This window comes from Micromonospora sp. NPDC000316, from assembly GCF_042898885.1.
GTDB lineage: Bacteria > Actinomycetota > Actinomycetes > Mycobacteriales > Micromonosporaceae > Micromonospora.
This window is the reverse complement of record NZ_JBIAZG010000006.1, coordinates 35,826-49,856: the sequence shown is the minus strand read 5'-3', so window position 1 is coordinate 49,856 and position 14,031 is coordinate 35,826. Positions and strand designations below refer to the sequence as shown.

Genomic DNA, 14,031 nt, shown 5'->3' with positions numbered 1-14,031 from the left:
TGTCCGTGCGGCGGGTCAGCCCTTGGCCTGCGCCTGGAGCTGCCGGAGGTTGTTCAGCTCGGTCTGCTGGGTGGACTTCATGGTCTGCGCCACCCGCACCACCTCGTCGTTGTCGGTCTCGCCGAGCACCGCGTCGATCATGTGGATCCCGCCCAGGTGATGATTGATCATCAGGGTCAGGAACTGCCTGTCGACCTCGATGCCCTGGGCGTCGCGCAGCGCGGCCATCTGCTGCGGGGTGGCCATCCCCGGCATCAGCCCGTCCCTGACGGCAGCCCCGTCGGACATCCAGGCCATCGGCCGTTCCGTCCCGGTCGGGCTGAGGCCCCACTCCCGCAGCCAGGTCTGCATGGCGCCGATCTCGCCCTGCTGCCCGGTGGCGATGTCCACTGCCATCTGGCGGACGGCAGGCAGCGTCGCCGACCGGTAGGCGGTGAGGCTCATCTCCACGGCCTGGGTGTGGTGCGTCGTCATGTCCCGTGCGAAGCCCGCCTCGACCGAGGCGTCGCCGGGTCGGGTGAGCTGCGGGGTGAGCAGCCCACCGGCGTACCCGAGCAGCAGGCCCACCACGAGCATGATGGCGAGCGCGGGGACGCCGTAGCGACGCGCCGACCCCCGGCCGCCCTCGTCGGGGTCGGCCGGTGCCGCGTCGTGCTCGCTGTCGGTGGTGGTGGGCGCAGTCATTCGCCGTCCTTACTGGGTGGGCATCTGGGCCTGGAGGTCACGCGGCGTGGTGCCGGTGGCCGTCACGCCCTGGTTGCACAGTGCGGTCGGACCCTCGATGGAGGCGTTCACCCGCAGGGACTTGATGAACTCGTCGATCCGCGAGTCGTCGGCGTTGTCGACCTTGAGCTGGTAGCCCCACGCCTGGAGCGAGATCGGCTTGTCCAGACCCTCGAACGGGCTCATCATCATCTTCTCGACGCCGCGAACCTTGCCGGCGAGCTTGTCGACCTGGTCCTGCGGCAGGTTCGGCTGGTAGGTGATCCACACCGCGCCGTGCTCCAGGCTGTGCACCGCGTGCTCGCTGGCGATCGGGGCGTCGTAGACGTCACCCATGCAGTTCTGCCAGGCGGCGTTGTGCTCCCCGCCCACCGGCGGCGAAATCTTCCAGGTCAGCGGGCCCGACTTGTGCGACTCGTACTTCAGGCTGTCCGGGTCGGACTTGCGGATGTTGGCGATGCCCTCGATGGCGTTCGCGCGCTTGTCCCACGGCTTGGCGCCCTGGAACGACGCCCAGGCGCCGTACCCGATGATGCCGGCCGCGAGCACGCCCACGGCGACGAAGAGCGCGATCGGGCCCCAGGCCCGGCCCTGGCTCACCTTGACCGGCGTGACCGGCTTGCGGGGGCCTTTGCCGCCTGCCCGTGGGCCGCCGGCTGGCTTGCCGGTCGGCTTGCCGGAGCCGGCCTTGGTGCCGGACGCAGGCCGGCCCGCAGCCGGCTTCTTGCCGGTGCTGACCACGGTCGGGCGGCGCTCAGGGCCGCCCGGGGTGCTGATGCTCATCGTGCCTCGTCAGGTCGGTCGGTCGGGGGAGGTGGCGGGCCGGATGATGCGCAGGGTTGCCGCCGAGTGCCCGAGTCTACCCCCGATAACATGGGGTGGTGACTCCTGCAGAACTCGCCTCGGTCGTCCTCACCGCCGCTCACGCCGTCTTCGACGAGCGTGGCCTGGATCACGCCGCGCTGCCGGAGCGCACCGTGGTGGAGCGACCGCGCAACCCCGAGCACGGCGACTACGCGTCGACGCTCGCTCTGCAGTTGAGCAAGAAGGTGGGCGTCCCGCCACGGGAACTGGCTGCCGCACTGGCCGACCAGTTGGGTCGGGCGTCCGGCGTCAAGTCGGTGGAAATCGCCGGGCCGGGCTTCCTGAACATCCGCCTCGACGCCGCCGCCGCCGGCCAACTCGCGCGGCTGATCGTCGAGGCCGGCGCGGAGTACGGCCGCAGCGACCGGCTCGCCGGCGAAAAGATCAATCTGGAGTTCGTCTCGGCCAACCCGACCGGGCCGGTGCACATCGGCGGGGTCCGCTGGGCGGCCGTCGGTGACGCGCTCAGCCGGCTGCTGCGGGCCACCGGCGCCGAGGTGGGCACGGAGTACTACTTCAACGACGCCGGCTCCCAGATCGACAGGTTCGCCCGCTCGCTGCTCGCCGCGGCGAAGGGCGAACCCGCGCCGGAGGACGGCTACGGCGGGGCGTACATCGCCGAGATCGCGACCGAGGTGCAGGCCCGGCGGCCCGACGTGCTGACCCTTGACGACGCCGCCGCCCAGGAGGTGTTCCGGGTCGAGGGTGTCGCGCTGATGTTCGACGAGATCCGCTCGTCGCTGCGCGACTTCGGCGTGGAGTTCGACACCTACTTCAACGAGAAGGACCTGCACGACAGGGGTGAGCTGGATCTCGCCCTGGTGCGGCTGCGCGAGCAGGGTCGGGTCTACGAGTCCGAGGGCGCCACCTGGCTGCGGACCACCGACTTCGGTGACGACAAGGACCGGGTGCTGCGCAAGTCCAACGGCGAGTGGACGTACTTCGCCGCGGACTGCGCCTACTACCTCGACAAGCGGGAGCGCGGCTTCGAGCGGATCGTGATCATGCTGGGCGCCGACCACCACGGCTACGTCGGGCGGATGAAGGCGATGGCGGCCTGCTTCGGTGACGACCCGGACCGCAACCTGGAGATCCTCATCGGGCAGCTTGTCAACCTGCTGCGCGACGGCGCCCCGTTGCGGATGAGCAAGCGGGCCGGCACGGTCATCACGCTTGAGGACCTTGTCGACGCGATAGGCGTGGACGCCTCCCGGTACGCCCTGGCCCGCTACTCCAGCGACTCGCCCATCGACATCGACATCGAGCTGTGGACGCGGGCGAGCCGCGACAACCCGGTCTACTACGTGCAGTACGTGGCGGCTCGGACGGCAAGCGTGGCCCGGCACGCCGCCGAGGTCGGCCTGACCCGGGGCGAGGCCGACGCGTTCCGCCCCGACCTGCTCGGCCACGAGAAGGAGAACGAGCTGCTCAAGGCGCTCGCCGAGTTCCCCGCCGTGGTCGCCTCCGCCGCCGAGCTGCGCGAGCCGCACCGGATCGCCCGCTACCTCGAAGAGCGCGTTGCTCAGGCGTACCACAGGTTCTACGACGAGCCGTCCTGCCGGATCCTCCCGCGCGGCGAAGAGCCGATCTCCGACGCCAAGCGGGCCCGGCTCTGGCTCAACGACGCCACCCGCACCGTGATCGCCAACGGCCTGCACCTGCTCGGCGTCTCCGCGCCCGAGAGGATGTGACATGAGGGCTCACGAGGCCGGTGCGATGCACGGCGACATCGGCAGCCGGGAGCCGGCGTGGCTGCGTACCCCGGAGGACGTCAACGCCCTGGTCCCGGCGCTGTGGCCGCGCAGCGTGACGCGCGCCGCCGACGGCGCGGTCGCCGTCGCGGGCCTGAGCGTCCGCGACATCGCTGCCGAGTTCGGCACCCCGGTGTACGTCCTCGACGAGGCCGACCTGCGTTCGCGCTGCCGGGACTTCCGGGCGGCCTTCCCGAACGAGGACATCTACTACGCCGGCAAGGCGTTCCTCTGCCGAGCGGTAGTCCGGATGATCGCTGAGGAGGGTCTCCACCTGGACGTCTGCACCGGCGGCGAGCTGGCCACAGCGCTGTCGGCGGGGATGCCGCCGGAGCGGATCGGCTTCCACGGCAACAACAAGTCGGTGGCCGAGCTGAGCCGGGCGCTGAACGCGGGTGTGGGCCGGATCATCCTCGACTCGTTCACCGAGATCGACAGGCTCACCGCGCTGGCCCGTGAGCGGGGCGTCCGGCCCCGGGTGCTGGTCCGGGTCACCGTGGGTGTCGAGGCGCACACCCACGAGTTCATCGCCACCGCGCACGAGGACCAGAAGTTCGGCTTCTCGCTGGCCGGCGGCGCCGCCGCCGAGGCCGCGTTCAAGATCCTCGACGAGGGCGTGCTGGAGCTGCGTGGGCTGCACTCGCACATCGGCTCGCAGATCTTCGACGCGAGCGGCTTCGAGGTGTCCGCCCGCCGGGTGCTCGCCCTCCAGGGGCAGATCCGCGACGCGCGCGGGGTGGAGCTGCCCGAGCTGGACCTGGGGGGTGGCTTCGGTATCGCGTACACCACCCAGGACGACCCGGCCTCTCCGCAGGACCTGGCCAAGCGGCTGCGCAAGATCGTCGACTCGGAGTGCACGGCGGAGAACCTGGCCGTGCCCCGGCTGTCGATCGAGCCCGGCCGGGCCATCGTCGGGCCGGCCGTGTTCACCCTCTACGAGGTCGGCACGGTCAAGGACCTCAACGGCCTCCGGACGTACGTCAGCGTCGACGGTGGGATGAGCGACAACATCCGCACGGCGCTCTACGACGCGTCCTACTCGGCGACGTTGGCCTCCCGGGCATCGACCGCGGAGCCCCTGCTCGCCCGCGTGGTGGGAAAGCATTGTGAGTCCGGGGACATCGTGGTGAAGGATGAATTCCTGCCCGCCGACGTGCAGCCCGGAGATCTTGTAGCAGTGCCCGGCACCGGTGCCTACTGCCGGAGCATGGCCAGCAACTACAACCACGTGCCTCGGCCAGCGGTCGTCGCGGTGCGGGACGGCCAGGCGCGTCTGATCGTCCGGCGGGAAACGGAAGAGGACCTGCTCGCATTGGATGTTGGATGACGTCACCTGTGCGTTTGGCGCTGCTCGGCTGTGGCACGGTCGGCCAGGAGGTCGTCCGGCTGCTGCACGAGCAGTCGGCCGACCTGACCGCCCGGATCGGTGCTCCGCTGGAGATCGCCGGCATCGCCGTACGCCGGCTCGGCCGCGACCGCGGTGACCTGCCGGTCGATGAGTCCCTGTTCACCACCGACGCGCTCGGCCTGGTCAAGCGCGACGACGTGGACGTGGTGGTCGAGGTGGTCGGTGGCATCGAGCCGGCCCGCACCTGGCTTGTCGAGGCGCTGCGCGCGGGCAAGAGCGTGGTCACCGCCAACAAGGCGCTGCTCGCCGAGGACGGCGTGGCCCTGCACGAGGCGGCCGCCGACGGTGGCGCCGACCTCTACTACGAGGCGTCCGTCGCCGGGGCCATCCCGCTGCTGCGCCCGCTGCGGGAGTCGCTGCACGGCGACCGGATCAACCGGGTCACCGGCATCGTCAACGGCACCACCAACTTCATCCTCTCCGCGATGGACGCCACCGGCGCCGGCTTCGCCGAGGCGCTCGAAGAGGCAACCGAACTGGGGTACGCGGAGGCCGACCCGACCGCCGACGTGGAGGGCTTCGACGCGGCGGCCAAGGCGGCGATCCTCGCCTCGCTGGCGTTCCACACCCGGGTCGCCGCCGCCGACGTGCACCGCGAGGGCATCACCGAGGTGACCGCCGCGGACATGGCCAGCGCCCAGGCGATGGGCTGCACGATCAAGCTGCTCTGCATCGCGGCCCGGGGCGTCGACCAGGCCGGCCGCGAGACGGTGAGTGTCCGGGTGCACCCGGCGATGATCCCGCGCAGCCATCCACTGGCAAGCGTCGGTGACGCCTTCAACGCGGTCTTCGTGGAGGCCGACGCGGCCGGGCAGTTGATGTTCTACGGCCGGGGCGCGGGTGGCGCGCCGACCGCGAGCGCCGTGCTCGGCGACGTGGTGGCGGTGTCCCGCAACCGGCTCGCCGGGGTCCGCGCGGCAAGCGAGAGCGCGTACGCGGCCCTGGCGGTCCGGCCGATGGGCGAGGCTCTGACCCGCTACCACATCAGCCTCGACGTGGCCGATCGTCCGGGTGTGCTGGCCGCGGTGGCCGGCGTGTTCGCTCGGCACGACGTGTCGATCTCGACAGTGCGACAGGGTTCCGCCGGCGGAGCGCCCGGGCGGGACGGCGACGCCGAGTTGGTCATCGTCACGCACGTCGCGCCGGACGCCGCGCTCGCCGCGACCGTTGGTGAGCTGCGTGGCCTGGACATCGTCCGATCGGTCACGAGTGTGCTGCGGGTCGAGGGCGGGGCCTGAATCGTTGCACCGGTCGTGGGGCGTTCGCTCGTCCCGCCAGGTGGGTAACCCGGGGTGTGCCACCGGGCGCTCCGACAGGCTGGTCCATGGTGACCGTGTGCGCAGGTCGGCGCGAGGATCAGAGGCGAGGAGAGCGACATGTGGCGGGGTCTGATCGAGGCGTACCGGGATCGGCTGCCGGTCACCGCGGCCACGCCCGTCGTCACGTTGCACGAGGGGAACACCCCGCTGCTGCCGGCGCCGGTGCTGTCGGCCCGGCTCGGCTGTGACGTCTACCTCAAGGTCGAGGGTGCCAACCCGACCGGCTCCTTCAAGGACCGGGGGATGACCGTCGCGGTGTCCAAGGCGGTCGAGGCCGGCAACAAGGCGATCATCTGCGCCTCCACCGGCAACACCAGCGCGTCCGCCGCGGCGTACGCGGCCCGTGCCGGTCTGACCTGCGCGGTGCTCGTGCCGCAGGGCAAGATCGCGCTGGGCAAGTTGGCCCAGGCGCTTGTGCACGGGGCGAAGCTGCTCCAGGTGAACGGCAACTTCGACGACTGTCTGGCGCTCGCCGCCAAGCTGGCCCAGGATCACCCGGTCGCGCTCGTCAACTCGGTGAACATCGACCGGTTGCAGGGCCAGAAGACCGCCGCCTTCGAGATCGTCGAGGCCCTCGGTGACGCGCCCGACATCCACTGCCTGCCGGTCGGCAACGCCGGCAACATCTCCGCCTACTGGATGGGTTACTCCGAGGAGCTCGCCGCCGGCACCACCACGCGGGCACCGAAGATGTACGGCTTCCAGGCCTCCGGGGCGGCCCCGATCGTGACCGGCCAGGTGGTGCCGGAGCCGTCGACGATCGCCACCGCGATCCGGATCGGCAACCCGGCGAGCTGGACCAAGGCCCTCGACGCCCGGGACGCCTCAGGTGGCCTGATCGCCGCGGTGACCGACCGGGAGATCCTGTCGGCGTACCGGCTGCTCGCCCGCGAGGTCGGGGCCTTCGTGGAGTTGGGCAGCGCGGCAAGCGTGGCCGGCCTGCTCCAGCAGGCTGCGGCAGGTGCGGTGCCGGCCGGTTCGACTGTCGTCTGCACGGTGACCGGTCACGGCTTGAAGGACCCGGAGTGGGCGATCTCCACGGCACCCGCCCCGCTGACCATCGCCAACGACCCGCTGGCGGCGGCCCGCGCCCTCGACCTGGCATAAGGCGGTAACCACCCGACCGGGTGGGCGGCGGTGGGCTGCGGCCTGCCGCCGTCGAGCGGGCGTGGGGGCGGCGAGTGCCGGCGTGATCGAGTCCGGCACACTCTCGGATATCCCCGCACGCAATCTCGTTCAGGAGTGAACCAGGCCGATGTCGCTGCTCGCCAGATTCAGCCTCGCCAACCGAGGGCTCGTCGCCCTCATCGCGGTGGTGATCACGGCGTTCGGAGCGTTCGCCGTGCCGTCGTTGAAGCAGCAACTGCTGCCATCACTGGAATTCCCGGGCGCGTTCATCGTGGCCGCCTACCCCGGCGCCGGACCCGAGATCGTCGAGTCGCAGGTGACCGAGCCGATCGAGAACGCCCTGCAGGGCATCCCCGGCCTGGACAAGATCAGCTCCACGTCCCGTGAGGGCTCGGCGACCGTCCAGGTCCAGTACGTGTTCGGCACCGACCTGGACGACGCGGTCAACAAGATGCAGACCGCGCTGAGCCGGATCGACGCCCAACTGCCGGAGAACGTCGACCCGCAGGTCATCGCGGGCGGCACCGACGACCTGCCGGCGATGGTGCTGGCCGCCGCCGGCGCCGGTGACGAACGGGCCCTCGCCGACAAGCTGCGCTCTGCCGTGGTGCCCGAGCTGGAGGGCATCGACGGGGTGCGCGCGGTCGAGGTGACCGGGACCCGCGACGACATCGTGGTGGTCACCCCGGACCCGGCCAAGCTTGCCGCGGCGAAGCTCCCGCCGACCGCGATCGGATCGGCGCTCAAGACCAACGGCGTGTCGATGCCGGCGGGTGCGGTCACCGCTGACGGCCTGGCCCTCCCGGTGCAGGTCGGTACGCCGGTCGCCACCCTGGACGACCTGCGCGGCATCGTTGTCGCGCCCGGCCCCGTCCCGGTGCGTCTCGGTGACGTGGCGACAGTCGAGCAGACGCTCGCCCCGGCCACCGCGCTCACCCGGACCAACGGCAAGGAAAGCCTCGGCATCATGATCACCGCCGCGCCGGACGGCAACGCGGTGGAGATCTCGCACGAGATCCGGGACCGGCTCGCCGACCTCAAGGACGCCTCCGGCGCGGAGCTGACGGTGGTCTTCGACCAGGCGCCGTTCGTCGAGAAGTCGATCGAGTCGTTGACCACCGAAGGTCTGCTGGGCCTGGTGATGGCGGTCATCGTCATCCTGGTCTTCCTGCTGTCGGTGCGTTCCACGATTGTCACCGCGGTCTCCATCCCGCTCTCCGTGCTCGTGGCGCTGCTCGCCCTGTGGATCGGCGACTACTCGCTCAACCTGCTCACCCTCGGCGCGTTGACAATCGCGGTGGGCCGGGTGGTGGACGACTCGATCGTGGTGCTGGAGAACATCAAACGGCATCTGGAGTACGGCGAGGAGAAACAGCACGCCATCATCACAGGCGTCCGTGAGGTGGCTGGCGCGGTGACCGCGTCCACCCTCACGACGGTGGCGGTGTTCGCGCCGATCGCGCTCGTCGGCGGGTTCGTCGGGCAGCTCTTCGCGCCGTTCGCGATCACCGTGACGGTGGCACTGCTGGCCTCGCTGCTGGTCTCGCTGACCGTGATCCCGGTGCTGGCGTACTGGTTCCTCAAGCCGCGCGGCGGCACCGTCGACGACGAGGCGGTGCGGCGCGGCGCGGAGGAGAAGGAGCTGCGCAACCCGTTGCAGCGGGCGTACCTGCCGGTGATCGGCTTCGCCACCCGCGAGCGGTCGACCCGCTGGATCACGGTCGGGCTCGGCTTGGTGGTGCTCTTCGGCACGTTCGGGCTGGCGCAGAAGTTGGAGACCAACTTCCTGGACGACTCGGGTCAGGACACGCTGAGCTTCCGCCAGGAGTTGCCGGCCGGCACCGGGCTCGCCGCCACCGACGAGGCGGCCAAGCGGGTCGAGGCGGTGCTCGGTCGTCTCGACGGGGTCGAGACGTACCAGGTGACCGCGGGTGGCGGGGACAACCCGTTCGCGGGCGGCGGCGGCAACAACGTCGCGAGCTGGTCGCTGACGCTCGACGGTGACACCGATGCCAAGCAGATGCGTACGCGGCTGCGCGAGGAGTTCGACAAGCTCGGCATCGACAAGGAGGAGATCACCTTCGCTGGCGGGCAGGACGCCTCGACCAGTCGGCTGGAGGTGATCGTCCAGGGCAGCGACCCGGAGGCGCTGAGCCGCGGCGCGGAGGCCGCCCGGGCGGCGATGGCGGGGGTGCCGGACGTCGAGGACGTGTCCACAAGCCTCGCCGAGCAGGTGCCGCGGGTAAACGTGGCAGTCGACCGGGTCGCCGCTGGTCGGGTCGGGCTCACCGAGGCCGCTGTGGGCCAGCTCGTGTCGCAGGCGTTCCGTGGCGCTCCGCTGGGTCAGGTGGCGCTCGACGGCCGCCAGCAGAACGTGGTGCTGCGGTTGAGCGCGACGGCGCCGGTGTCGGTGGAGGAGTTGCGTGCCCTTCCGGTCGGCCCGGTGAAGCTGGACGACATCGCCGACATCACGCAGGCCGAGGGCCCGCAGCAGGTCACCCGGATCGACGGTGAGCGCAGCGTCTCGGTGACCGGCACGGCGACCGGCTCGAACCTGGGCGCGACGAGCCAGGAGTTGCAGAAGCGGCTGGACGCCATAAATGTGCCGGGGGCGACCTTCGCCATCGGCGGGGTCAGCGCCGATCAGGCGGACGCCTTCGGCGACCTGGGCTTGGCGGTGCTTGCCGCCATCGCGATCGTGTTCCTGATCATGGTGGCCACGTTCCGTAGCCTCACCCAGGCGTTGATCCTGCTGATCTCCATCCCGTTCGCGGCGACCGGCGCGATCGGCCTGCTGCTCATCACCGGGACGCCGCTGGGCGTGCCGGCGTTGATCGGCGTGCTGATGCTCGTCGGCATCGTGGTGACCAACGCGATCGTGCTGCTCGATCTGATCAACCAGTACCGGGCGCAGGGCATGGGCGTCCAGGAGGCGGTGGTCGAGGGTGGCCGGCGCCGACTGCGCCCGATCCTGATGACCGCCATCGCGACCATCTTCGCGCTGTTGCCGATGGCGCTCGGGTTGACCGGCGAGGGCGGCTTCATCTCCCAGCCGCTCGCGGTGGTGGTGATCGGTGGCCTACTCAGCTCGACGCTGTTGACGCTGATCCTGGTGCCGACCCTCTACACGATGGTGGAGCACACAAAGGGTTCGCTGCGGGACCGGCGTCGCCGTCGGCGTTCCGGGGCCGAGGACCGCCCGGCGGGTCCGGAGAACGCCGAGCCGACCAGCCCGAACCAGGTGGCGGTGCCAGCCGGCGCGTCGACTTCCAGGTCCGCCTCGGGTGCCGGTTCAGCAGCCGCGGGGGAGGGCTCGCAACCGCCTGCTGGGCGGCCCTCGGGTGCGCTTGTGGACGGCACCGACCAGTTCGAGGTGCTGCGGCTGCCCCGTAGCCGCACCTCGCCGCTGCCCCCGGCGGAGCCGACCGAGTAGCCGACCTTGCAGTTTCGCCACGCCCCCGGCAGGTGCCTACCTGCCGGGGGCGTGGTGTTTCGTGGACACTCCGATGGTGCGACCAAACCGGCACTTAACGTCACGTAATGCATACTTCTAGTAGGGATGCGGTGTGCGACGAAGCGGGGCGGCGGATGAGCGAGGGCGCGCGGAGGTGGTCCCGACGCGACCTGCTGCGCCGGAGCGCGCTCCTGGCCGGCGGGGCGGTCTTCGGAGCGGTAGCGACCGAGACGTGGTGGCGCACCCGCCGACTGCCGATCGGCGGTGGCCCGGCCAGCGCCACTGTCGGCAACAGGATCCAGGACGTCGGCAGCGGTGCGCTGACAGCCGTGTGGTCGGTGGCGACCGAGCGTCCACTTGTGGCGCTCACCTTCGACGACGGGCCGGCCCCACAGTGGACGCCAATGGTGCTGGACACCCTGGCCCGGCACCAGGTGCCCGCCACGTTCTTCCTGGTCGGCGCGAAGGTCAGGAAACACGCCGACGTCGTACGCGACAGGCTCGGCGAGCACGAGGTGGGCAACCACAGTTGGGCCCACCATGACCTTGCCCAACGGGACGCCGCCGAGGCGTACGACGACCTGAGCCGCAGCCATGACGCCATCGCCGACGTGACCGGAAGGACGCCCCGACTGATCCGCCCGCCGTACGGGCACATGGGCGGGGCGGTGCTGCACGCGGCGGCGCGGCTGAACTGTCGCCTGGTGCTCTGGTCACTGCAGATGGTGGAGGGGCAGTATCCCGACGACCCGGCCGGACACGCCCGGCGGATCGTGGGCGACGTCCGGCCGGGAACGATCCTGCTCGGGCACGATGTGGGGCCGCGGAATCGCCTGGTCGCGCTGAACGGCCTACCGGACATGATCAATGGATTGCGGGATCGGGGCTACACCTTCGTGACCGTCTCGACGCTGCTCGGAGCCGGCGTAAGCCCCGCACAGACCGGGTAGGGTCCCGCTCCGTGGCGACCACCCTCTCCGTCCTCACCGGCAACCGGAGCTTCCGCAACCTGTTCCTCGCCGAGTTGGTGGTCTTCGGTGCCGACTGGTTCGTCATGGTGCCGCTGCTGGTGCTGCTGCCCCAACTGACCGGCAGCGGAGTCTGGGGCGCGCTGGTGCTGGCGGTGGACACCGGCATCGTGGCGCTCCTGCTGCCGTACACCGGCACCGTGGCCGACCGGTTCGACCGGCGGAAGATCATGATCGCCGCGAACGTGGCCGCCCTGGTGGGCGTGCTGCTGCTGCTCGGCGTCCGCAGCGCCGGCACGGCGTGGCTCGCGCTCGTGGCGATAGGCGTGGTCGCCGTGGCCAAGGCGTTCTACTCACCGGCCGCCCAAGCCGCGCTGCCGAACGTGCTCCGGCCGCACGAACTGGCCGCCGGCAACGCGGTCGCGGGCTCGGCCTGGGGCACCATGACTGTGGTCGGCGCCTCGCTCGGCGGCGTACTCAGCTCGGCTGCCGGCCCGTACATCTGCTTCTGGGTGGCGGGGGTGGGCCTGCTGCTGGCCGCGGGCCTGGCCACGCGGATCCGCCGGCCGTTGCAGGCGGCCCGCGACCCGGAACTGCCGGCCCAGCGGACCTGGCCGGCGGTCCGCGAAGCGCTCGGCTACATCGGGCACCGGCCCCGCGTGCTGGCGCTTGTCACAGTCAAGTCGGCGGTCGGCCTGGGCAACGGGGTGCTTACCGTGTTTCCGCTGCTCGCCACCGTGTACGGGGTCGGTCCGCTCGGTGCCGGCCTGCTCTTCGCGGTACGCGGGGCCGGGGCGTTGGTGGGGCCGATCCTGATGCGGCGGGTACTCACCAACCGCTCGTGGCTGCTGCCCGGGCTCGCGTTGTCCATGTCGCTCTACGGCCTGTCCTACCTGGGCACGTCGGTGGTCCGCTGGTTCCCGTTGGTGCTGCTGCTGGTCTTCGTGGCGCACTTCGCGGGCGGCAGCAACTGGGTGATGTCGAACTTCGCCCTCCAGGGCGAAGTGCCGGACCGGTTGCGCGGGCGCGTCTTCGCCACCGACATGATGCTCGCGACGCTTGCCATCTCGGTGAGCCAACTGGCGGTGGCCCTGGTGGTGGACGTGGTGGACGCACGTGTGGTGCTTGCCGGCTGTGGCCTGGTCACCCTCGTGTACGCGATCGGCTGGCGGATCGCCACCCGCCGGCTGTCGCTCACCGACCCGGCCGCCGAGCCGATTCCGAACCCGACCGGTTGACCTGGCGGTCCCATGCTGCGGGCAGCGGACCGGAACGTCGGTGCGGACCCCTAGCATGGGCGCGTGCCGACCAACTTCACCGCCGGGCCGGTTCGGGTCCGGGTTCCCGCGACCAGCGCCAACCTGGGCCCGGGCTTCGACGCGCTCGGCCTCGCCCTCGGGCTCTACGACGACCTGGCTGCCGAGGTCGCGCCCGCCGGCGTCCGCGTGACGGTGACCGGCCAGGGCGCCGGCGAGTTGCCGGACGACGACCGGCATCTGGTAATTCGGGCCATGCGCGCCACCTTCGACGTGCTCGGTGCGCAACCCGACGGGCTGAGCGTGGAGTGCGTCAACCGGATCCCGCAGGCACGTGGGCTGGGCTCATCGTCCGCCGCGATCGTCGCCGGGGTCCTCCTGGCCCGCGCACTGGTCGCCGACGGGGAGCACCGGCTGGACGAGCCCGGCGTGCTCGGGCTGGCCGCCGAGATCGAGGGCCATCCGGACAATGTCGCGCCGTGCCTGCTCGGTGGCTTCACACTTGCCTGGTCCGAGCCCACCGGTGCCCGCGCGGTGTCCCTGCCGGTCGCCGAGGGGGTCCGGCCCACGGTTTTCGTGCCGGCTGAGCGTGGCCTCACCGCGACCGCGCGGGCCGCTCTGCCGGCCACCGTCCCGCACGCCGACGCCGCGTTTACCGCCGGGAGGGCGGCCCTGCTGGTCCACGCGCTTACCGCTGACCCGGCCCTGCTGCTGCCTGCCACCGTCGACCGACTCCACCAGGATTACCGCGCGGCCGGGATGCCGGGCACATCTGCCCTGGTCAGCGCGTTGCGAGCAGCCGGTGTGGCGGCTGTGGTCAGTGGGGCTGGGCCGACCGTGCTGGCGCTGAGCGAGCCGCCAGCGGATTTCCCGCTGGGAACAGACTGGGAGTTCTGGAAGTTACCGATAGACGTCAGCGGTGCCCGGGTCGCCCGGGGTAGACTTGGACACGCCGAGCGGGACCCTGTTGCCGCAGGTCGGAAGAGTTGATTACGCTCTAGGCCTAGCACAGCCGCGAAGCACGCGATCTCCTGCGGGGCGGCGCACCCCCGAAGCTCTCGGCGGTCAGCCCGTCACCCCTGCCCAAGGCCCACGCCGCGCCGCAGTTTCCACAGGTCGCCGCAGACGGCGAGACCTGCTCACCGATGTTGGTGAGTCGG

At 71.1% G+C, this 14,031-nt stretch carries 10 protein-coding genes; 8 read left to right on the top strand and 2 right to left on the bottom strand.

The window, feature by feature from the left end; translation table 11 throughout:
• Positions 1 to 15: 15 nt before the first annotated feature.
• Positions 16 to 684, bottom strand: coding sequence for a DUF305 domain-containing protein (locus ACFY2Q_RS15065; protein ID WP_387130464.1), 669 nt, complete (start codon positions 682 to 684; stop codon positions 16 to 18).
• Between the two features lie 9 nt (positions 685 to 693).
• On the bottom strand, positions 694 to 1,506 hold the full coding sequence (locus ACFY2Q_RS15060) for a DUF3105 domain-containing protein (RefSeq protein WP_387130462.1): 813 nt from the start codon (positions 1,504 to 1,506) through the stop codon (positions 694 to 696).
• A gap of 98 nt (positions 1,507 to 1,604) precedes the next feature.
• Here ACFY2Q_RS15060 and argS point away from each other — a divergent pair, with 98 nt between their 5' ends.
• From argS to thrB, 8 genes are all read left to right on the top strand, one after another.
• The gene (gene argS, locus ACFY2Q_RS15055; protein ID WP_387130460.1) at positions 1,605 to 3,278 is read left to right on the top strand and encodes an arginine--tRNA ligase; all 1,674 of its coding nucleotides are present in this window, start codon (positions 1,605 to 1,607) and stop codon (positions 3,276 to 3,278) included.
• Between the two features lies 1 nt (position 3,279).
• A complete protein-coding gene (lysA, locus tag ACFY2Q_RS15050; protein WP_387130458.1) occupies positions 3,280 to 4,665 on the top strand; it encodes a diaminopimelate decarboxylase in 1,386 nt (461 codons plus the stop codon).
• A gap of 8 nt (positions 4,666 to 4,673) precedes the next feature.
• Entirely contained in the window at positions 4,674 to 5,984 is a 1,311-nt protein-coding gene (locus ACFY2Q_RS15045; protein ID WP_387130923.1) for a homoserine dehydrogenase, read from the top strand.
• Positions 5,985 to 6,122: 138 nt separating this feature from the next.
• Positions 6,123 to 7,172, top strand: a complete 1,050-nt coding sequence (gene thrC, locus ACFY2Q_RS15040) for a threonine synthase (RefSeq protein ID WP_387130456.1) — start codon at positions 6,123 to 6,125, stop codon at positions 7,170 to 7,172.
• A gap of 148 nt (positions 7,173 to 7,320) precedes the next feature.
• Positions 7,321 to 10,626 carry an efflux RND transporter permease subunit gene (locus tag ACFY2Q_RS15035; RefSeq protein WP_387130454.1) on the top strand — a complete coding sequence of 1,102 codons (3,306 nt, stop codon included), beginning with the start codon at positions 7,321 to 7,323 and terminating at the stop codon, positions 10,624 to 10,626.
• Between the two features lie 155 nt (positions 10,627 to 10,781).
• Positions 10,782 to 11,597, top strand: a complete 816-nt coding sequence (locus ACFY2Q_RS15030; protein WP_387130452.1) for a polysaccharide deacetylase family protein — start codon at positions 10,782 to 10,784, stop codon at positions 11,595 to 11,597.
• 11 nt (positions 11,598 to 11,608) lie between these two features.
• Positions 11,609 to 12,853, top strand: coding sequence for an MFS transporter (locus ACFY2Q_RS15025; RefSeq protein WP_387130450.1), 1,245 nt, complete (start codon positions 11,609 to 11,611; stop codon positions 12,851 to 12,853).
• Positions 12,854 to 12,916: 63 nt separating this feature from the next.
• Positions 12,917 to 13,861, top strand: coding sequence for a homoserine kinase (gene thrB, locus ACFY2Q_RS15020; protein WP_387130448.1), 945 nt, complete (start codon positions 12,917 to 12,919; stop codon positions 13,859 to 13,861).
• Positions 13,862 to 14,031: the final 170 nt, after the last annotated feature.